The sequence below is a fragment of the Neisseria sp. P0021.S005 genome (assembly GCF_051956955.1).
The window spans coordinates 24,896-47,460 of record NZ_JBQCWY010000002.1; the positions used below are offsets into that span (position 1 = coordinate 24,896).

The 22,565-nt window shown below is 38.5% G+C and carries 16 protein-coding genes; all 16 read left to right on the forward strand.

All coding sequences use genetic code 11. From position 1 onward, the window contains the following. Nucleotides 1-208 precede the first annotated feature (208 nt). The 16 genes from ACTHUE_RS00590 to ACTHUE_RS00665 all read left to right on the forward strand — a co-directional run bounded on the left by ACTHUE_RS00590 (nucleotide 209) and on the right by ACTHUE_RS00665 (nucleotide 22,359). Complete coding sequence (locus tag ACTHUE_RS00590; RefSeq protein WP_049337065.1) at nucleotides 209-763, forward strand: TagF domain-containing protein; 555 nt, start codon at nucleotides 209-211, stop codon at nucleotides 761-763. 4 nt (nucleotides 764-767) lie between these two features. Further along, nucleotides 768-1,826 (forward strand): type VI secretion system protein TssA, encoded by a 1,059-nt coding sequence (gene tssA, locus ACTHUE_RS00595; RefSeq protein WP_049337063.1) that lies wholly within the window; start codon nucleotides 768-770, stop codon nucleotides 1,824-1,826. 77 nt (nucleotides 1,827-1,903) lie between these two features. Continuing rightward, a complete protein-coding gene (tssB, locus tag ACTHUE_RS00600; RefSeq protein ID WP_004520044.1) occupies nucleotides 1,904-2,422 on the forward strand; it encodes a type VI secretion system contractile sheath small subunit in 519 nt (172 codons plus the stop codon). A 31-nt stretch (nucleotides 2,423-2,453) separates the two neighbouring features. Further along, nucleotides 2,454-3,953, forward strand: coding sequence for a type VI secretion system contractile sheath large subunit (gene tssC / locus ACTHUE_RS00605; RefSeq protein WP_004520043.1), 1,500 nt, complete (start codon nucleotides 2,454-2,456; stop codon nucleotides 3,951-3,953). 80 nt (nucleotides 3,954-4,033) lie between these two features. Continuing rightward, entirely contained in the window at nucleotides 4,034-4,516 is a 483-nt protein-coding gene (locus ACTHUE_RS00610; protein ID WP_003761730.1) for an Hcp family type VI secretion system effector, read from the forward strand. A 165-nt stretch (nucleotides 4,517-4,681) separates the two neighbouring features. Continuing rightward, nucleotides 4,682-5,497 carry a type VI secretion system accessory protein TagJ gene (locus ACTHUE_RS00615; protein WP_004520042.1) on the forward strand — a complete coding sequence of 272 codons (816 nt, stop codon included), beginning with the start codon at nucleotides 4,682-4,684 and terminating at the stop codon, nucleotides 5,495-5,497. A gap of 33 nt (nucleotides 5,498-5,530) precedes the next feature. Continuing rightward, nucleotides 5,531-6,043: a type VI secretion system baseplate subunit TssE gene (gene tssE / locus ACTHUE_RS00620; protein ID WP_004520041.1), complete on the forward strand. Its 513-nt coding sequence runs from the start codon at nucleotides 5,531-5,533 to the stop codon at nucleotides 6,041-6,043. After that, entirely contained in the window at nucleotides 6,040-8,016 is a 1,977-nt protein-coding gene (locus ACTHUE_RS00625; protein WP_049337059.1) for a type VI secretion system baseplate subunit TssF, read from the forward strand. Before tssE ends, ACTHUE_RS00625 begins: the two co-directional genes overlap by 4 nt. Next, nucleotides 8,013-9,053 carry a type VI secretion system baseplate subunit TssG gene (gene tssG, locus ACTHUE_RS00630; RefSeq protein ID WP_004520038.1) on the forward strand — a complete coding sequence of 347 codons (1,041 nt, stop codon included), beginning with the start codon at nucleotides 8,013-8,015 and terminating at the stop codon, nucleotides 9,051-9,053. The genes ACTHUE_RS00625 and tssG overlap by 4 nt, the downstream gene beginning before the upstream one ends. Nucleotides 9,054-9,138: 85 nt before the next feature. Next, on the forward strand, nucleotides 9,139-11,790 hold the full coding sequence (gene tssH, locus ACTHUE_RS00635) for a type VI secretion system ATPase TssH (RefSeq protein ID WP_004520037.1): 2,652 nt from the start codon (nucleotides 9,139-9,141) through the stop codon (nucleotides 11,788-11,790). A gap of 135 nt (nucleotides 11,791-11,925) precedes the next feature. Continuing rightward, nucleotides 11,926-12,549: a type VI secretion system lipoprotein TssJ gene (tssJ, locus tag ACTHUE_RS00640; RefSeq protein ID WP_004520036.1), complete on the forward strand. Its 624-nt coding sequence runs from the start codon at nucleotides 11,926-11,928 to the stop codon at nucleotides 12,547-12,549. A 33-nt stretch (nucleotides 12,550-12,582) separates the two neighbouring features. After that, nucleotides 12,583-13,926, forward strand: coding sequence for a type VI secretion system baseplate subunit TssK (gene tssK / locus ACTHUE_RS00645; RefSeq protein WP_049337057.1), 1,344 nt, complete (start codon nucleotides 12,583-12,585; stop codon nucleotides 13,924-13,926). 24 nt (nucleotides 13,927-13,950) lie between these two features. After that, nucleotides 13,951-15,186, forward strand: a complete 1,236-nt coding sequence (gene tssL / locus ACTHUE_RS00650) for a type VI secretion system protein TssL, long form (RefSeq protein ID WP_004520033.1) — start codon at nucleotides 13,951-13,953, stop codon at nucleotides 15,184-15,186. 58 nt (nucleotides 15,187-15,244) lie between these two features. Continuing rightward, nucleotides 15,245-18,802 (forward strand): type VI secretion system membrane subunit TssM, encoded by a 3,558-nt coding sequence (gene tssM, locus ACTHUE_RS00655; RefSeq protein ID WP_049343522.1) that lies wholly within the window; start codon nucleotides 15,245-15,247, stop codon nucleotides 18,800-18,802. A 130-nt stretch (nucleotides 18,803-18,932) separates the two neighbouring features. Continuing rightward, on the forward strand, nucleotides 18,933-21,206 hold the full coding sequence (locus ACTHUE_RS00660; protein ID WP_004520031.1) for a type VI secretion system Vgr family protein: 2,274 nt from the start codon (nucleotides 18,933-18,935) through the stop codon (nucleotides 21,204-21,206). 16 nt (nucleotides 21,207-21,222) lie between these two features. Then, nucleotides 21,223-22,359, forward strand: a complete 1,137-nt coding sequence (locus ACTHUE_RS00665) for a DUF2169 family type VI secretion system accessory protein (protein ID WP_004520030.1) — start codon at nucleotides 21,223-21,225, stop codon at nucleotides 22,357-22,359. Nucleotides 22,360-22,565: the final 206 nt, after the last annotated feature.

Below are 22,565 nucleotides of genomic sequence, written 5' to 3' on the forward strand. Positions count from 1 at the left end.
AAAACTGTATTTGATAAACTTTATTATCTATAATATCATATAGTAAGCGCATATTTTTAAAGATTATTTACATTTCTTTAGTTATTATTTCAAGTGGTTTAAATTTATATTTATCAACACATCAAATTATGCTAGAGTACGAGTCTTAGCAGTTGTATCTAATTAGCAACTTGGGAATCTAAAAACTCTTCTCTTGTGATGACTACTTATGTTTAAGCAAAATGAAGTCTATTTTTTTGGCAAACTGAATCAATCCCGTGATTTTATTTTCTCCGAGAATCTTCAAACTCATGATAGATTCTTTTGGGATAACTGGTTTAACCGATGCTCCGGCCAAAACAAATTAATTTCATTCACTCGAAAAACATATTCCCCTTTGCAAATTTGGCTATTTTGCATCAAATTACCCGATGATCTTATTTATACTGGTATGGCTGCTGGTAGTTCTGATAAAATTGGCAGAAAATACCCATTTGTGTTATTTTATAAACCTAGCTCTATTCCCGAATCACTTGATTCTCTTTTTTTTCTTTTAAAGAAAAAAAATTCCTTTCGCAAGATATTAAAAGAAGGGGAATATTGTATCGAAGATTTTTACAGTAGTGATACAACAGAGAGCTCTATCCTCTCTGAATCCTTTCACAACTTTTTATCTGATTCAGACGGCATTGGTAGTTTTTGGCAAGAGATTGAAAGCGGTTACCACATAAAACATGAAGGCCTCCCCTCATGCTCACTGTTTAATAAGTTATTTGGATTATAAGTAGATGAACACATTTCCTCGATGGGACGAGCCTATCTCTATCGACAGTCCCGAAGGTGTAAATATCGAATACGATAGCCGCTTTTTAGAACTACAAAGCGTAGCTGAAGGCAAACCAGAACAACAATATGGTGACACGATTATTCCGGCAGAAGAGGCCGACTGGGCAACAGTAGAAAAGTTGTGCAATCAATTGCTAGCCGAGTCTAAAGATTTACATGTCTTGGCTTATTATGCACAAGCTCTTACTGCCAAACATGGACTCGTAGGGTTCTACGCTGGCTGCGAAGCAATTAGAGCTAATATAGACTTATATTGGGAATCCATTTACCCCAAACTTGAAGATGAAGACGGTGAATTTGATCCCTTTTACAGGATCAATGCCCTTAGCTCCTTTACTACACTTGATGGCATCATCAAAGAGATTCTTGCATCTAAATTATTGATAAATGGGTTAACTCAACAACCAATTACTGTCAAAGAAGCTGTTTCCATACTACAAGGAAATGATTCACAAAATTATCCAGGAGGTAAAGAGCGGCTAATGCTCGATATTAGAGTAAATGCCGATACAGGGAAACCTGAATTAACTGCATTAATTCAAGCATTGGACTGTCTGAAAGACATCCAACGCATTTTCTCGTCTAATTTACAGGATGAACACTCACTTGATTTTGATGTTATTCAGAAACCCCTTACCCTAATTCACAAAGCCATCAACTATAATGATGGGAGCACTCCCTCAGTACAGCAGACAGAACAGCCTGAGTTACCCTCTGAAACTAACAGCTTGGCTATTACGCAAGAACAATCTATTCAAGAGGCTGATGCATGGCGCCGTCTGAATATTAAAAATCGCGCTGATGTTGATCTGGCTTTAGAGAAAATCTGCATTTATTTTGAAACTCTTGAGCCCAGCCACCCTGCACCACTGTTTATCCGCAGAGTGCAACGACAAATGAATATGAACTTTTATGACATCATGAAAGATATTAGCCCAGAAAGTATTGTCAATTTAGAAGTTTTAATTGGCAAACCAGATGAAGATACAGCAAATTCCTAAAATTAGTAAACCTCATCCACAATTTCGTAAATATCTTTTAGATATACAACATTATTAATTATCCTAAGGTTATAACCATGTCACGAAATAAATCATCAGGTCAAAAGTTTATTGCCCGCAATCGAGCTCCTCGCGTGCAAATTGAATATGACGTAGAGTTGTATGGCTCAGAGAAAAAGATTGAACTGCCTTTCGTTATGGGTGTTATGGCAGATTTGGTTGGTAAACCTGTCGAGCCACTGCCTGACTTGGCCGAACGAAAATTCTTAGAAATTGATGTAGACAATTTCGACGAACGCATGAAAGCCCTTAAACCTCGTGTCGCCTTCAACGTAAAAAATACATTGACAGGTGAAGGGAATTTGAATGTAGAACTCGAATTGGAAAGCATGGATGACTTCTCACCGGCTGCGATAGCTAAAAAAGTAGCACCTCTAAATGAGCTTTTACAGGCACGTACAGAACTGTCTAATTTACTCTCATATATGGATGGTAAAAGTGGGGCTGAAGAACTAATTGGAAAAGTCTTAGGAGACAGCGAATTACTAAAAAGTCTTGCAGCCGCGCCCAAATCAACATCCAAAAATGAACAATAGTCTCTAATAAAACTAGAAGTGAAAGTAAATCATGGCTGAAAAACAATTAGATACCCTAGAAAATGGCAGTTCGCAACATGTGTTTGCAACCAATGAATTTGAACAGCTGCTTCAAAAAGAATTCAAACCTAAAACGGAAGAAGCTAAAAGCGCTGTAACTAATGCAGTCGCAACATTGGCTCAGCAAGCCTTACAAAATGTCGTCACCATTTCAGATGATACCTATCAAACCATTGAAGCAATTATTGCCGAAATTGACAGAAAGCTTTCTGAACAAATCAACTTGATCTTGCATCATGAGGACTTTCAAAAGCTTGAAGGTGAATGGCGCGGCCTGCATCATTTAGTGACCAATACCGAAACAGATACTTTACTGAAAATCAAAGTATTACCTATTTCCAAAAAGGAAGTTGCTCGTAATTTAAAACGCTTTAAAGGTACGGCTTGGGATCAAAGCCCACTCTTTAAACGTATTTATGAGGAAGAATACGGCCAATTTGGCGGTGAACCCTTTGGTTGCTTAGTAGGTGACTATTATTTTGATCACTCTGCCCCTGATGTAGAAATGCTCAATAGTCTTGAGAAGATTGCAGCGGCTGCACACTGTCCATTTATTGCTGGTGCATCTCCCAAATTAATGCAAATGGAGTCTTGGCAAGAATTAGCTAATCCGCGCGACTTAAGTAAAATTTTCCAAAATGCCGAATATGCTCCATGGCGAAGCCTGCGTGAATCCGAAGATTCACGTTATATCGGTTTAGCCCTGCCTCGTTTCCTGTCTCGCCTGCCTTATGGTGCCACAACAAATCCTGTAGACGAATTTGACTTCGAAGAGGAAACAGAAGGTGCAGATCACAATAAATATACTTGGGCCAATGCTGCTTATGCAATGGCAGTAAATATTAATCGCTCATTTAAATACTATGGTTGGTGTACCGCTATTCGCGGTGTGGAATCAGGCGGTATCGTTGAAAATCTTCCCTGCCACACATTCCCAACCGATGATGGTGGTGTAGACATGAAATGCCCAACAGAAATCGCCATTAGCGACCGCCGAGAGGCAGAATTGGCTGCATTGGGCTTTATGCCATTAATTCATCGCAAGAACACGGATTTAGCTGCATTTATCGGTGCGCAATCTTTGCATAAACCATCTGAATATTATGATCCAGATGCTACCGCCAATGCACGTTTATCTGCTCGCTTGCCTTATTTATTCGCATGCTGCCGTTTCGCACACTACTTAAAATGTATTGTTCGTGACAAAGTTGGCTCATTCCGCGAACGTGATGACATGGAACGCTGGTTGAACGAATGGATTATGAATTATGTAGATGGAGACCCTGCCAACTCTACGCAAGAAACGAAAGCACGCAAACCATTAGCTGCTGCAGAGGTAGTTGTAGAAGAAGTAGAAGATAATCCAGGATACTACACTTCTAAGTTCTTCCTGCGTCCTCATTATCAACTTGAGGGGCTTACCGTTTCTCTACGCTTGGTTTCCAAATTGCCTTCGACTAAACAAGAATAGTCAGGCTTAGTTTATTTAGTTGGGTATATTTAGTGCCCTGTTGTTAAATCGCTTGTATTTTTTAACTAGGAGAGTAAAAAATGGCTATTGATATGTTCATGAAAGTTGAAGGTGTAAATGGCGAATCAAAAGATTCTAACCACAAAGACTGGACTAACATCGAAAGTTTTGACTGGGGTGCAGAGCAACCTGGTTCAATGACTAGCGGTGGTGGCGGTGGTGCCGGTAAAGTCAATTTCAATGACTTGACCGTAGTTGCTGCTATCGATAAAGCAGCTCCAACCATTTTGAAAAACTGCGCTACTGGCCAACACTTGAGCAAAGTAGAAATTTCTGTATGTAAAGCTGGTGGTGAACAAATTGAATACTCACGCACTACATTAGAAGATGTCTTAGTGACCGGTGTGAAATTCATTGGCGTACAAGACAATGATGCTCTGAAAATGCGTTATTCATTCCAAGCTGCAAAAGTGAAAAACCAATATTGGGAACAAACCGATAAAGGTTCTAAAGGTGCTGAAGTTCAAATGGCCTTCAATATCAAAGAAAACAAATCTGCATAATTGATATGTAGATTTAATTAAAAAAGCCTGACTTAAAAGGCGTTTTTAAGTCAGGCTTTATATATAAATGTTTTCACTTTTCAGACGGCACTACTTAACTGAAAAATTAATCTTGTTTTTAACTTCTATTATTCATCTTTATAAATTAAATAAGGGATCATTGAAATGGATTTGAAGACTAAATTATCAGAGATGATTGAGCTTGTACGTTCAAATCCTGACAATCAAGAACATCGTTTAGCACTGATTCAATATCAGTGTCTGTGCGCAAAATGGGAACAGGCTTTAAAACAGATTGGACAATATCAAAAACTGTTTCCTCATACCCAAAAACCTTTAATGCTTTATCTTATTGAAAATATTTCTGCTGAAATGCGGCGTCAGGCAGTTTTGGAAGCCCAACAAAAACCAAAAACACTAGAACAACACGCAAGCAAACTTGATATTCTTCAAAAGCAACTCTCTTTAGTTGCCCATGTTTCAGAACAGAAAAATAAAGCCCTTGTCGATGATTATACTGTGCTATCTGAGAATATAGAAGGCTCGCCCGTACATATTACTTACCTTTTAGCAGATAAATCAGTTTCCGAGATTGATAGTGACTGGATTATGGATGGAGACGTACGTACCGCCTTCGTTTATGAATATTTCTATCAAGGTCACTACTACTGGCAAACATGGAATTCTATTGAAAATATTTCTTTCAAGACACCAAGTTCCTTACTGGACATCATTTGGAGGCCGTCTGAAATCAAATTTACTAATGGTGAATGTATTCAATGTACCAGCCCTGCTCGTTATGCTGTTATGCCTGGTGAAGAAACAGCATGGTCAGATCTACTAATGAAATGTTCACAAACTGACTGGATAGAAATAGCAGAGCAACTCTTTACAGGGGTTGGTCAAAAAACTTTGTATACCGACAACCATGATTTTGGCCTTTTAGATATTTGTAATATTAGATTTGAACAAAATCATTAAAATCTATCCATCTTTCAAACCCAACAATTAAACATGTCGCAATTCAAAAATCAACTGTTACCCTCTTTATTTGACAGACTAACAGATGAAGAGCCACGCAGAAAAAAAGAGGCACGCTCCGATCAGGTCATTAATCTTGATCAATATCGGCAAGCAGTACTGCGTGATATTCTTTATCTACTGAATACATGCAACATGCAAGCAGAAACTATGGGGATTGACCTAACTGAAAATGTACGCTCTTCTACATTAAATTATGGTATCCCTCCCCTTTCTGGTATTAATTTTTCCGATATTGAATGGCAAGATGTGGAACAGAATATCAAACAAGCCATCATCGATTTTGAACCGCGTCTTGAAAATAAGACTCTACAAGTGATCGTAAATACCTCAGACGATGATGACGATGCTTTACACAATAAACTCATTATTGAAATCAAAGGTTACCTGAAACTCAATCCTTATCCTAAAGAATTCTTGCTCCGAACCAGCATGGATGTTGAAACAGGATTGTTTGACTTATTAGATGGGGGAAATGGGGCTTGAATAATAAATTACTGTCTTACTACAACAAAGAGCTAACTTTTCTAAAGGAAATGGGTAAAGAGTTTGCAGCCCAATATCCTAAGATAGCCTCAAGATTAGCTTTAGATACAACTGATATTCCTGACCCCTATGTTGAAAGACTCTTGGAAGGGGTAAGTTTTCTTACTGCACGCACCCAACTTAAACTGGATGCGGAGTATCCTCGTTTTGTCCAAAGAATCTTAGAAGTTGTTTATCCTGACTTCATCAATCAAAAACCGGCTGCAGCTATTGTCAATCTAGAGCCTACTAATCAATATAACGCTGATGTGATCAATCTACTGGAACGAGGAAAAATATTAAGGTCTCTGCCTATTGATGAATTTAGAGTAAGTTGTCCATTTTCTGTAACTAAAACTACTGAAATTCTGCCACTTCGTATTGAAAAAGCCAAATATACTGACTCAATAGGTTATTTACCAAACGCACTCCCTGCACTCAAACAATCCTCTGGTAAGAAAGTACAATCTGCCTTGCGTTTGGATTTTTCATTGAGCGTACCAGGTACATGTTCAGAGATGTTGCCAGATGAATTATCTATATTTTTGGGTACAGAGCTTTCCAAATCATCTTCATTGCTGTTTCTATTGGCTTCTGAATGCGTGGGTGTTGTTTGCCACAGTTACGAAAATCCAAAACAATGGTATTACCCATTACCTACTACACCAGAACATCGTGGTTTTCGAGAAGATGAAGCCTTATCATTTAATTTAGATAAATCGGTGAGTGCATTCCGAATTATGCAGGAGTATTCACGCCTACCGGAAAAGTTTCTATTTATTTCTCAAAAAAATATTAAACAAGCCGTCCAACAAGCCGAAAAAAAAGGACACTTACCTAAAGTACCTGAACATTTAGAGGAAATCGTAAACGATAAGGGAGTCAATAAAAAAATTATTACTTATCGTAAACGCTATTTTAGTCTTTCATTTTTATTCAGTAATAAAATACCTGAATTAACTGAGCTGATCGGTGTAGATGATTTCTCTGTAAATGCCGTACCAGTCGTCAACTTATTCAGAAAAAAAAGCTCACGCTTTCCGGTAAATATTCAAGATCAGGAGTACCATGTCGTTATCGACCGTACCCAGCCCCTGAATTATGAAGTCTACGCTATCGAGCAAGTAAAAGGCTTTGATACCAACAACCTTCAAACCGTAGTATTTTCACCAATGTACAAAGCACCGGATATAGGACTCTTTCCTGAGTCCCAAACTCAACATGCTTATTTTTCTGCTCGTCGTGCTGATAGAGTACCATCCGAAAACTCAGCTAAAAATGGTTTTCGCTCTTCCTATTTAGGTAGTGAGGTATTTTTATCTCTTGCTAATAATCAGAATTACGCCTTTAATTCAAACATACAACACCTTTCTGTCGATACTTGGTGTACAAGCAGAGATTTGCCTCTAATCATGCCTCGAGACGGAGAATCTGACTTTCTTATTGAGGGATTTTTGCCAGTCAAATCAATTAAACTGATTTCTAAATTAACAAGGCCTCAAGAAGCAGTAAGTGAAGATAGGACACTTTGGTCATTTTTAAATCAATTGAGCTTAAATTACCTATCGCTCTTGAATACTGATAAAGAAGATGCGCCTGTTGCTTTGAAAGAGCTTTTAACAGTATTTGTTTCTTCTGAAAGCGATTTACTGAAAAAACAGATTGAATCAATTACACGAGTTGAAACCTCAATTATTAACAAAGTAGTCCGTCATTATGGAGTTGCAGCCCCTATCAGAGGAATCAACATTACTATTACACTAGACGAAGCTCAATTAGGCGGCGTCCATCCTTTCCTATTTGGATCAGTTTTAAACCATTATTTCCGACGTTTGGTGTCTATTAACTCATTTGTACAACTGAGAATTGACACGCTCCAGCAAGGTCATATTGCTACTTGGCCGTCTGAAATTGGAGAGAGAATGATTATATGAGTCCAGTCAACCCTAAAACAGATTTTGGTGACTCATTAGACAATGCTTGGGATGAAAAACTTACAGTCTTTTTAAATAAAGTTTCCTCTCAGCCGTATAAGTATGATTATTTTTCACTCTTGCGCCAGCTTGAGTCCGTTAAATTTATTACTGGTGGGCAAATATTAGGCAAAGCTATTAGCCCCAAAATGGAGAAAATAAGGATCCACCAAAATCCTTCGCTTACTTTTGCCCCACGCAATCTCCAATCGGTAACCTTATCACCACATTATGTAGAAATTTCCATTAATGGATTTGGTCTGTTTGGCCCATCTGGCCCACTACCTCTACATTTAACCGAGTATGCTTATGAACGCCAACATCAACACGGTGACCGGGCATGGGCAGGTTTTGCAAATATGTTGCAACACCGTCTGGCTATCTTATTCTATCGAGCATGGGCTAATGCCCAAAGCATTACATCTTTAGATAAAAATGCTGAAGACCGCTTCGGAAAATATATTGCCAGTTTTAACGGCCTTAACATTCCGACCACACATAACAAAGGCTTAATTCACGAATTTGCCAAACGTTATTTTTCCGGTCTATTGATAAAACAAAGCCGATCTGCAGTCAACCTGCAACAACTGCTCACTCGCTATTTCCAAGTTCCCGTTAACATTCAAACTAACGTGGGGTACTGGGTTAAGGTTGAAGAAGAGAAAACGCAAATTGGGATTATGGGTAACTACACACTTGGTGATGGTTTACTACTAGGTGACAAACTCTATGATGTGCAAAGTAAATTTCGGATTATTATTGGCCCACTTACCTTACCAGCCTACCAATCATTCTTTAAAGACGGTATTAATACAGCCCGTTTACGAGAATGGGTTCGTTTATTTGCCGCAGAAGAATATGAATGGGACATTCAACCTATTCTGATGCAAAAAGAAGTTCCACTGATGGATTTAGGAGGGAACACTCAACTCGGCTTATCAACTTGGCTGGGAAATGTTTCCCGAGACGCAGAAGACTTGATTGTCAGCAATCATTAATCGGCTTTTCAGACGGCCATCGTCGATAAAAGCTTTAGAAAACTATTTTTGGACATATTTGAAATAATTTAACTAAGGACGTCTTATGTCAAACATCAGCCGCAGCGTATTATTTGGTAAGTTAAATACTACTTTGTATAAAACTTTGGAAAATGCCTATACCTTCTGTCGTCTTCGAGAAAACAGCTATGTTGAATTAGTACACTGGCTACACTCTCTACTTCAAACTGAAAAAACAGATATCTTCTGCCTGATAAATCAGTTTAACTTAGATGAAGTCAAAGCACGAAAAGATGTATTGGCTGCAGTAGAAAAATTACCTGTTGGTGCTACTGCCGTTATTGACTTCTCCGAACATATCCAAACCCTTGTCGAACAAACTTGGACATACAGTTCACTAAAATTTGGTACAGACAAAATCCGTACAGCTCATATTTTCTATACCATGCTGCAAAATAAGACTTTACAGGGTATTCTGGCCAATATTTCATCTGAGTTCCTGAAAATCAAACCGGAGACATTGGCAAACAATATTATTGCTATTACTGCTAACTCTGAAGAGAATCTTGATGTTACCCAGAATGCCTTATCTTCCGAGCCTAATGCTACCCACAAAGAAAGTGCCTTAGCTAAATACGGCAGCAATCTTACCGAAAAGGCTAAAAATGGCGAAATAGATCCAATCACAGGCCGTGACACTGAAATCAGACAAATGATTGACATCCTAATGCGTCGCCGTCAAAACAACCCGATTCTTACAGGTGAAGCCGGTGTTGGTAAGACTGCTGTGGTTGAAGCTTTGGCATTACGTTTAGCTGCCGGAGATGTTCCGCCTGGGTTGAAAGACGTTCAATTAATTCTATTGGATATCGGTTTGCTCAAAGCTGGTGCCAGTGTTAGCGGAGAATTTGAATCACGCCTCAGAGCAGTTATGGATGAAGTAGAATCCAGCCCAACCCCAATCGTGCTATTCATCGACGAAATCCATACTTTAATTGGTGCCGGTGGAGCTGTCGGTACTGGTGATGCTGCCAACTTACTCAAACCTGCATTAGCTCGTGGCAAACTTCGTACTATTGGTGCAACCACATGGGCAGAATACAAAAAATATTTTGAAAAAGATCCTGCCCTAACTCGTCGCTTCCAAGTTGTACAAGTAGATGAACCCGATGAAGAAAAAGCCATCAACATGCTTAGGGCATTGAATGCTTCTCTAGAAAAACACCATAAAGTGATTATTCTTGATGAAGCAATCCAGGCTGCTGTAAAACTTTCTCACCGCTATATTCCAGCACGTCAGCTCCCCGATAAAGCTGTAGGCCTGATTGATACTGCCTGCGCACGTGTTGCAGTCAGCCAACATGCTGTACCTGGAAGCATTGAATATCTACGCAAGAAGTCAGAAGCATTAAAACTTGAGCAAGCAAATTTAGAACGTGAGAAAAAACTCAGTTTTGATTCTGAAGCTAGAATCACAAATATTGGTAAAGAATTAACTGAGGTTGAAGGCCGTCTGAAAAAATTAGAAGACAGATGGAAATCTGAAGCAGACTTAGTTGCCGAGCTATTGGCTGTACGTGAACAAATCATGCAGGTTGAACAAGAAACAACCGATGAAGAAAATAAACAGTTGCGTACCCGCCAAAAAGAACTGGTTACTAAATTGAAAAAACTGCAAGGCGTCCAACCTTTGGTTATGCCGTTAGTAGACAGTCGTACGGTTGCTGACGTTGTAGCAGACTGGACTGGAATTCCTGTCGGAAAAATGATGAAAGACGAGGTTGAGGCTGTATTACAGCTTGCTGATACCTTAAATAAGCGCATCATCGGCCAACGCCACGGTTTGGATGCGATTGCCCGCCGTATTCAAACTTCACGCGCCAATCTAGACAATCCCAACAAGCCTATTGGTGTTTTCATGCTTGCTGGCCCTTCCGGCGTGGGTAAAACCGAAACTGCACTGGCTCTAGCCGATACATTATATGGTGGTGAACAAAACGTGATTACCATCAACATGAGTGAATATCAAGAAGCTCATACTGTATCCACTTTGAAAGGAGCTCCTCCAGGTTATGTCGGCTATGGTGAAGGTGGCGTATTGACTGAAGCTGTACGTCGTAAACCTTACAGTGTTGTCTTACTCGATGAAGTAGAAAAAGCACATCCAGATGTTCATGAAATCTTTTTCCAAGTATTCGACAAAGGCTGGATGGAAGATGGCGAGGGCCGCTATATCGACTTTAAAAACACCATTATCATTCTTACCACCAACGTTGGTACAGATTTAATTATGGATATGTGTGATGATCCCGAAATGTTGCCTACTCCAGAAGGCCTAACTAAAGCCCTGCGTACTCCCCTGCTGAAAACTTTCCCAGCTGCTTTATTAGGCCGGATGCAAGTTATTCCTTACTATCCGCTATCCGATGATATGCTCTCAAAAATTGTTGAATTGCAATTAGACCGTATCGTAAAACGCATTAAAGATAATCATGGCATCGACCTACACTATACCCCTGAAGTGTTAAAACTAATCACTTCACGTTGTACAGAAGTTGAATCAGGTGGCCGCATGATCGATGCGATTCTTACCAATACGGTTCTACCACAAATCAGCCAAGAACTACTTACCTGCGCAACACAGGGGAAACAAGTTTTGAGCGTAAATATCGACGCAAGCAATCATGACTTCAATTACCAATATAAATATAAACTTAGAAAGAAAAATACTTTATAATTCTAAGTAAAATAAGAAATCTTAGTATTTCGATCGACAGTCATAGACCAACTAGTTCCTAAAATCTAGGCTGTCGATTAATTTAAAATTTCTATCATTAAATACAATCACTATTGATGTACCTAGGTAACCAAAATGCATGGAAAACTGATAAAATATATATCATTTGCAATGATATCTTTGATGGTAAGCGCATGCGCATCCAACCATAAACCACCAAAAGAATCTGACGAAAGTGGAGAAAAAATTGATGTACAAATCATAGTTTCTCCCGATGTCAATCCAAATTTAGTTGATCAACCTTCCCCCATAAGATTGGATTTATATCAACTGTCATCTGATGGTGAATTTAAAAAAGCAAACTATTTTGATCTTACTAATAATGCTAAAGAAACTTTAGGAGACAAATTAATTCAACAAAACCAATTCATGTTACACCCTGATACGGTTTCTGTATTACCTATCAAGATGGATTCTCATCTGAAATACCTAGGTGTTGTTGCCAGTTATCGTGATTTGGATAATAGTCAATGGAGATTAATTTTATTAAAACAAAAACAACGATGGTATCAGTTTGGGAAACACTATTTCTACGTGAATATTGGGAAAAATGAATTATATCAATTATCGAAATCAGAGATGCAAGAAATGCTAAAAGAATATAAAGAGCGCCATCCTGATGATCCGACTATCAAAGAAAATGGGAAAACTCGTAAGAATAATAGTGATCTGAGCAAAGGCATTTTCCGCGAGGAATAAATACTTATATATAAATAATTTGAGGTTGAATGCATGGCAATTGAAGCAAAAGTAGTTTGGTCGGAGGGAATCTTTATTACCCCACAGCATTTCCAGCAATTTGAACGTTATCTTGAGTCTGGATTACGTCAACTAGCTGTTTCTAAAGAAGGTTATTTTTGGGGATTTTCATCTTTAGTACTGGATTCAGACGGCCTCAAACATGGTGTTCTTGGTATTCGTGAAGCAGAAGGTATTTTTCCTGATGGTTCTATATTTGTGTTTTCCCAAAAACAACTTGAAAATTTAAGCTTAAAAGTACCTGCAAACATAAAAGATACCAAAGTTTGCTTAGCCATTACTCTGCCATCCTCTGTCAATAATGAGATTGACTTTCTAAATCAAAATTCTGCTCACTCTTACCGATATAAAGCATTTGAGAAAACCCTTGCAGATACAACAAACTCCGAATTAGACGGTCGCCAAATTACACTAGCAGATCTTAATCCTACATTGATTTTAGAAAATGATTTAACTAGCAATCAAACTGCCCTTCCTATTGCAGTTATCCGATCCAGTTCAGCAGACTTTGAAATCATTCTAGACGAATCATATATTCCACCTTCCCTAGGAAGCCAAAAGCAACAACACCTAAAAGCTTACATTTCAGAAATATATGGCTTATTAATGCAAAAAAGCAATAGTCTAGCTAACGCTGTAAACGACCCGAATACCGGAGGTTCTGTTGAAGTAATGGACTTTATGATGCTTCAGACCATCAATCGGTATCTGGCTTATTTGCATCATGAAAATGAAGGCGCTCGTCAAACTCATCCAGAACAATTATTTGTCAACTTATCAAAATTATGTGCTGATTTAATGACTTTCCTTCCTTCACGCAAGGTAGGAGATGTTCCTATTTATGAACACAATGATCTAGCATCATGTTTTGGTAAATTATTTTTTAACTTGCGCAAATCACTGTCTATTGTACTTGAACAAAGAGCAATTAGAATTCCATTAGATTTGCGTGATGAAGCAACCCGAGTCGCCCAAACTCCTGATCAAAGCTTACTGGATAAAGCTTCATTTGTCCTAGCCATCAAAGCTGATATGCCTAACGAAGCCTTACGCCAAAAAATTCCAAGTGTAGTAAAAATAGGTACTGTAGAAAAAGTTAAGGAATTGGTTGCTTACCATTTACCTGGAATTAAAGTTCATGCGTTATCCGTGGCACCAAGAGAATTACCATACCATAGTGGTTATGTTTATTTTGAATTAGATAAAAAACATGAATTATGGGATATGTTTGATACTTCCTCAGGTATGGCTTTCCATTTGGCTGGTAATTTCCCTAATTTAGATGTTGAATTTTGGGCGATTAAGTCTTTAAGTTAATTTGATTTAATTTGGAATTTCATTATGAATAACCAGAATAATACTGCAAACAACGCAGTAAATGTTTATAACCCTTTAATTGAAGCTGCTAAACCTGTTCTTATCTTGGCTAACTCTATGCAGCAAACTACTAGTCAATTATCTACTGACAGCCTAATTAATAAATTCTCTCTCTTAATTAATAATTTTGAAGAGAATGCTGAAAAAAATGGAGCTAAATATGATGCCATTCAGGCTGCAAAATACTGTCTTTGTACATTTGTAGATGAATTAGCAGTCCGTGCAGGCTGGGCTGATGAAACTTGGTCAAAGAATAGCTTATTAGTATCTTTTTACGATGAAACTTGGGGTGGAGAACGTTTTTTTGAAATCATTCAAAATTTGAAACAAGATTCTGATAAGAATATTGATTTATTGGAGTTTATGTATTTATGCCTACAATTTGGTTACAAAGGTAAGTACCAGGTTCTAAACAATGGGGAGCTTGAGATCGATAAAATTAAAAGGGACCTACTTGCCTTAATTCACAGTAAACGACCTGACCAAACTGCTAATCTTTTTAAACATAACCCGATTATTACAAATAATATTCAAAGGAAACGCAGGCTTGCTATTCCTTTATGGGTAGTAGGCGTATTAGGAGCTGTTGCATTAGGTGTAGGCTATTTTACAATGCAATGGTCATTAGGAGATAAATTCAATACAGCCAGTACAAAAGTAAACAGCCTCAAACTCCCTTCAGTAATCACCAAACAACAGGATACACAAAAAACAGTCCGACTACGGCCTTTATTGGAAAATGAGATTGCTAGAAAATTAGTATCTGTGGAAGATTTTCAAGACAGAAGCACTGTTACTATTTTAGGTGATGGCTTATTTGAATCCGGCTCTGCACAAATTCAAGACCAATATTATCCTGTTTTGGCTGCGGTTAGCCAAGCCTTAGATAGTGTGGAAGGACAAATTATTGTTACGGGATACACTGACAATCAGCCAATTCAGAGCTTAAATTTTCCATCCAACTGGCATTTATCACAGGCTCGGGCAGATGCAGTAAAAGAAATTTTATTGAATTACGTTAAAAATGGTGGAACACGCATCCGTTCTGAAGGGCGAGGCTCAACCGATCCTGTAGCACCAAACGATACTTTGGAGAACAGGGCTAAAAACCGAAGGGTTGAAATTACATTATTTACTACAGAAACTGGACCCAAACTAGGTAGCACAGTCGAAATAAAAAACAATACCTCCAATCCTTAACAAAACGGTAGTGCAAACACACAATAATCTATTTTAGATTGATACGGAAAAAATAGACATGAAAAAAATTATTTATTTTCTAGGTTCTCGCTCTTTATGGGTGATGTTGGGTATTACTGGCCTAATTATATTAGTATGGTTTATTGGCCCATTAATCTCCATAGGTGAAGTTCGCCCCTTAGTAAGCAAAACTATTCGTTTTGCAGTGTGTGCCACTATTATTGGTATTTGGTTGGCTAAAGCTGTATTTCGCCAATATCGTGAATCCCGACGAAACGCTGCTTTATTGAAAGAAATTCGAGCAGCCCAAGAACCTATTTTAAAAAGTGCAAATGATGTTAGCTCTATGAGCCGCCAGTTTGCTGAAATGGACAAAGTATTAAAGAATGCTAAATTTTCTAAATCTAAAAACAGTTTGTTGGCTAGACTAGAAGAAGGTCAATACCTCTATCAAATGCCATGGTATGTTGTCCTAGGGGCAGCAGGATCTGGTAAAACGACTGCACTCAAACGTTCTGGCCTTAACTTCCCCTTAGAGAGCACTTTGGGGACATCTGTAAGTGGCCTAGCAGGTACACGAGATTGTGATTGGTTCCTATCGGATGAAATAGTATTTCTCGATACAGCTGGTAGATTATCTTTACATGACAATCATAGCAGTAAAGATTCTAGTGACTGGGAAGAATTTGTAACGCTGCTACAACGTTACCGACCTAAACAGCCAATAAACGGAGTATTGGTTACTGTAGGCGTAGATGATTTATTGGGCGGAAAAACCAATATAACAGAAATCTCAGTAGAACTGCGTAAAAGAATCCATGAAATGCATACTAAATTAGGTATACATTTTCCAGTTTATCTTATGATAACCAAATTAGATTTATTGCATGGTTTTAATGAATTCTTTAACCATCTAACTGAAGAACAAAGAAATCAATATTTAGGGATTCCTCTATCTAATACAGAAGGAATGGAAACCCCTATCGCTACTGCTTCTAATGCCTTAGCAGATATTGTAGATAAATTACGCTCCTCTATGTTGGGTACTGTTCACCAATTAGAATCCACTGAAGACAAGGCTGCGGCTTTTGCATTCCCTGAGGAGTTCGAGCGTCTTAATCAGGCCGTACTTTCCCTATTTAAAGAACTGTCTAAATCTTCAAAATTTGAGCAACCTATCGCATGGAGAGGTGTTTATTTTTCAAGCTCAACTCAAACAGGACAACATCTCAACCCTATACTGGAAGGTTTGCAAAGTGATTTCCAATTATCTAAAAAATACTTGGATTCAAACCAGGCCTCTACTCAGAATAACGAACATAGCTTTTTCTTAAATAGACTATTTGCTGACGTTATTTTAAGCGAGGCAAATTTGGCTGGTGAGAATAAATCTTGGTTTGTCAAAAAACAAATCTTGTATTGGCTAGGTATTGGAGCTATTGCAACTGTAGTAATCGCATGTTTGACAATGATGTTGAATAGTTACTCCAATAACCAATCATATCTTGAACAGGTTGATAAAAAAGCAACTGACTTAGCTTCAGATGTAAAAAAATATACAGACGGCCCTGATTTACTTAAGGCTGTAACATTTGCTGAACAAGTTAGAGATACAACTACCAGTAAAGAAATTCCAGATTTATTATCCCCTCCGCTCAGCTATCGTATTGGCCTTTATCAAGGCAGCCAAATGAAAGATGTTGGGGAGTCAGCCTATTATAGAATTCTTCAAGACAACGTAATGCCATTAATCAGCTATAAGTTGGATGAACTTCTACGCACAGCTAATGGCTCCAACAATATTAATAGCTATGATGCATTAAAAGCTTATCTTATGATGTTCCACAAAGAACATTTTGATGCTGCTTTTATGCAAAACTGGTTAATGTCCAATTTGTCTAAAACAGAATCATCAGGTATGAGTGACCAACAAAAAAAATCTGTTGAAAAAGCTCTGAATCAGATTCTTTCAAAACAAAGCATTACACCAAGCGTTCCCTATGATGAAGAATTAGTAGAACGTCGTAGACAGGAAATTGCGCAAAGAGACATTGCAACCATGGTATTAGAAGATACCATAAATACAGTTACTCTCTCTGGAAAGGGAGGAGTTACACCTGTATCCTTTTCAAGTATGGGTGGAGTGCAAAGTCACTTGTTATTCCGACGTAAGACTGGTGGAACTCTGAAAGAACCTATTAACTTTATTTATACCAAAGAAGCCTACATTACTAAAGTTTTGCCTGCTATGGTTAAATCTGCAGAGCAGTTTTTTAATGAAGACAACTGGGTATTAGGTGACTATGCTTCTTTAAGTCAAAGCAAGGCATCTGTCCTTTCTGATGCCCAAAGAATCTATTTCAGTAATTACATCAAAGTTTGGAATAGTTATTTATCTGATTTGTCATTAGTAACACCAAAGTCATCACGAGAGAGTACTCAAATTGCTAAGCTGCTATCTGAAAAGAACTCACCTTTAGTCAATATTATTAAAGGAATTAGTGATAATACGACTTTAACTATTGACAAACGAATAACAGAAAAAGCTGGAAGCAAAATTACTGATTGGTTAAATAGAGCGGGACTCTCGAAACTCTTAGAGAGTGAAGAGGGGAATAATGTAAAGAATGAATTAGCTGCTTTAAAACAAGCAACTCCAGTCGATGATGCTTTTGCAGATTTCCATATATTAACTGAAACCACTAATGATCAACCTCCAGCTATTAATAACGTTACAGAAGCTATAAATGATTTATATGTTTATTTAGTTGCCGTTAATGTTGCTGTAGAAAAAGGAGTGGACTTACCACCTGATGATCCTTTCGTAAAATACAAGGCTGAAGTAAATAGACTGCCACCTCCCTTTCGCCAAATGTTAGATAACTTTTCTGAAATTATTCTGAAAAACACTAACAAAATTGTTGATGAAAAAATTTTATCTACTTTAGAAAAACAAATGGCCACATTGACTAATAGTTGTCAAGAAATACATCAACAAGGATACCCTTTCGATAAAGGATCGGAGGACAATGTCGCATTAGAGAGTTTCACCAGTATATTTGGTCCCAATGGTATCTACAGTAAATTTACCAACTTGACTGGTGAAGCTGCCGTATTGGCACGCTCAGAAAAACTGGAAACTTTAACTGCTAAAAATGATGCGTTTAAAGATCGTTTTGCAAAGCTAAATGATATAGCAGACATTCGACAAGGGTATTTTGATAAAGGATCAGAAACTCCTACATTCGACTTTTCAATTAAAGTTTTAATTCTTGATACCAGTTTAGAAAGTGTAAATATTTCATATGCAGGTAAGAGCTATGTATACAGCCATGGTCCTGTAAATCCTGTAACCTTTACTTGGCCATCCAAGAGTGAAAATGCTTTAGCTAAAATAGATATCTCATCTCCCCAAATCAACAGCGCAGGTATTAGTTCAACTGGGCCGTGGTCAATCTTCCGCCTTATTGAAAAAGGTAAAATTATTCGCCAAACAGGAAATACCACTGTTGTCGAATACAATATTAAAGGAAAAAATCTTATACTTGAATTTACTACTTCTACTGCCTTTAATCCATTTAATTTAAGTAAATTACGGAATTTTCAGTGTATTTAAAAGTTTCAATAGAGATGTAAATAATATTATCTAAAATATCACTTCCACATATTTTATCCCTATTTAAAATATAGGATAAAAATACTTCTAACCGGAATATTGGTTTAAGATTGACAAGGAGTTTCCCGAAATGAATAGAACTATCGTTGCTCATACGCCTTTGGGATCACAACTATTATTCAAAAAAATGCTTGGAACAGAATCCGTTTCAAATCTGTTTGAGTTCAATATTACATTGGTCTCCCCAAACCCAAATTTACAAGGCAAAGATATTATTGGTCAGTTTGTAACATTGGAAATTGATACTGAAGCAAGCAGTCCTCGTTACCTAAATGGTCTGGTTACCGATTTCGGTTATATTGGAGAAGATGAGGACGAGGAAGGTTATCATGCCTATACTTGTACCACTCGCCCATTCATGTGGTACCTCACTCAAAATACAGACAGCAGGGTTTTCGTTGATAAGTCCGTATTAGATATCGCTAATGAAGTCTTAGCACCATTCGGATTCCCATACCAGATAAAATGTCAAAAAGGGTATCGAACAAGAGGCTTTTGTGTTCAATATCAAGAAAATAGCTTTGATTTCTTAAACCGCCTATTTGAACAAGAAGGTATCTACTATTATTTTGCCCACAGTAACGGTTCACATGAGCTGGTTATTACTGATGATGTCGGTGTTTTAGAAGCTATTTCATCCCCTAACATCCCCTACCACTCTCGAAATACTGCACCAGGGGCACCAAATATCGCCTATATTGATATTTGGGAAGAACGAGATGCTTTAAAATCTAGTCAATTTGTTACTCGAGAATACAATTATAAAAATGCTAAAGTACCGATGATGTCTTCAGACTCAGTTCATGACTTTAATTCGGTATCTATGGAACACTATGACTTCTACACAGGTTTTAGTGATGTGGCAGAAGCACAAAATTACAGTCAGGTTCGTAGTGAAGATTTGAAAAGCCAAACCAAGATTATTACTGGCTCAGGCACTGCACTGACACTTGCTCCAGGTTATACGTTTATCCTGAGCAAACACCCTCATGCATCTTCTAATACCGAATATACTATTTTAAAAGCTGATTATGATTTCGAAGAGGCAGGCTATACGTCTGGAGACCGTATTGGCAAATTTAGAATTTCATTCCGCGTATTACCTAAATCTTATCCATACCGCCCTCCTCTTAAAACTCCCAAGCCAAAAGTTTTAGGGACACAAGCAGCTACGGTAACAGGACCTGCAGGTGAAGAGGTCTACACCAATGAATATGGCGATATTAAAGTCCAGTTCCACTGGGATCGCTATGGAAAAATGGATGAAAACAGTTCCAACTGGGTACGAGTAACTCAGGGCTCTGCTGGTGCTGGCTATGGCTCTATTAATACACCACGCATTGGCGAAGAAGTACTGGTTGATTTTATTAATGGCGATGCTGATCGACCCATTGTATTAGGCCGTCTGTATAACAGCGCAATGTCGCCACCATGGGGATTTCCTGCTGCAGCTAAGCAATCCGGTATCAAGAGTAAAAGTTTTAACTCTCCATTAGCCAACTTTAACGAACTGATGTTCAATGATACTGCTGGGTCTGAAATGGTCAACTTCCAGGCACAGAAAGACTTGACCTCACTTGTTAAGAATAATGAAACCCGTAACGTCAACAACGACCGAACCACTACAATTGGTAATAATGAAACTGTAACAGTAGTAGGTGATCGAGCTAAAACCGTTCAAAAAAACGAAACTGCCTCAATTACCCAAAACCGTACCAAATCAGTCGGCCAAAACGAAACTTCCAGTATTACCCAAAACCAAAGCATTAGTGTTGGCCAAAACCAAAGTACTTCTGTGGGTAAAGATCAGAGTGTTTCTGTCGCTAAAAATCGAACCCATTCTGTTGGCCTCGATGAAAACATTGGCATCGGAAAAAATCAGGCTTTAACCGTAGGCTTGGATCAAAACGTTTCTATCGGCAAAAATCAAGCATTGACCGTTGGTGCCAATCGTAACAAAACCATTGTATCCAACGAGGTAAGCAGCATTGGTGGCAATAAGCAGGAAACCGTCAGCCTAAATGGTATGAGCAACGTTGGTATCGGACAAATGACCAACATTGGCGCTGGCTATATGCTAAACGTCGGAGGTGGTTGGATGACCAACGTTGTTGGTGCCGAAATGCATAGCGTTGGCCTAGTTATGGGACTTAATGCAGGTTTAAATATTGGCCTTAATGCCGGCAATAAAATTACCTTATCTGCTGGGAGCAAAATTACCCTTCAAGTAGGCAACTCAATGATTGTAATAGATAAAAATAAAATCTCTATCGTTAGTAAAAAAGTTAAGATCGTTGGCACTAATGTAGTAGATATGGATGGTAAAAAAGTCGATATCAACTAGAAGAAAAGGTATATAAATGTTCGAATTGGAGAACTTTACCTGCTTTCATACGCAGCAATTTAAAAACATCGACCAGTTAGATCGAACATATGATGTCGTAGTTGCTAAAGTCAGTTATGAGTTTGAAATCGATCCTGTAACTGGAAAAACCGTACTTAAGTTTGCCCAAACGCAGACGCCTCTTACATTTGCAGATACTTTTTACGGTGAACCATCTCAAACTTCAACTCAGTTTGAAAGCGACTTCTGCCTTTATAAACCTAAAACTGATTTAGTGGTCAATGCAATCGCCTATGCACATGATGACACTCCCGCTCGGCAACTTGCTGTAGCGGTGAGTGTTGGCGATTACCAAAAAAGTCTGGCTCTTACTGGCGAGCGCTACTGGGTAAGAGAGATAGCCGGATGGTCTCTAAGCGAACCAGATCCTATTCTCTCCTTGCCCATCCGCTATGAATTTGCCTTTGGCGGTAGTGCAGTTGAAGACGATCATGAGGGGCATCAGCAAAATCCTGTCGGTATTGGTTATTATCCCAAATCCCAACTCAAACAAAATGGGTTCAAAAGGATATTAAAGGCTCACCAGATTTATGACCCAAGCCATCCGGTACGAGATCCTGCTGAAAATGTTGCTCCTGAAGGATTTGGCTTTATGCCCCGTTATTTTGCGCAACGGGCACAACATTCAGGTACTGCCGATGCAGAATGGATAGCTAACCGTGCACCTTTATTACCAAAAGATTTTTCTATGGCTTATTGGAACGGTGCTCATCCTTCCCTTCAATTGCCACATCTAAAGCCTAACCATATCTATACACTAGGATTTACCGGCATGGTACATTCCTTTCAAGCGCCCAATCAGTACTTTACTGTCGAACTACCGGTAGAGACTGTATTTGTACATGCCCATACCGCATCTAATATGTCTTTGTGTAAAGACATGGTGTTGGATACCGTACTCGTTGATGTAGAACAACGCCGCATCGACTGTACATACCGGACTTCTTTTGCAGAAGAGCTGGAAATTTCTGCATGTCAACTCAGGTTTATTGCTCGACATGAACGGGCAGAACAAATCGCAGCCGCAGTTGCATGCCATACTTCACAAGACAAATTTATCCCGATACCGCCTTCTCTTGCGGCACTCGCGTAAACAACTAAAAGACCGTCTGATTATCAACCGATTGTAGCCAATTTTTCAGACGACCCCATCCCCCCAACAGGAGCACCCAATGGCCGTCAATAAAATCGCCCGTAAAAGCAGCAAATTCCGCGTTGTCTTTACCGTCCCCGATTTCTGCTGGCCGCCTCCACCCGCTCCCCCTTCCGTTCCACCCATCCCCTTCCCACTCTTTGCTG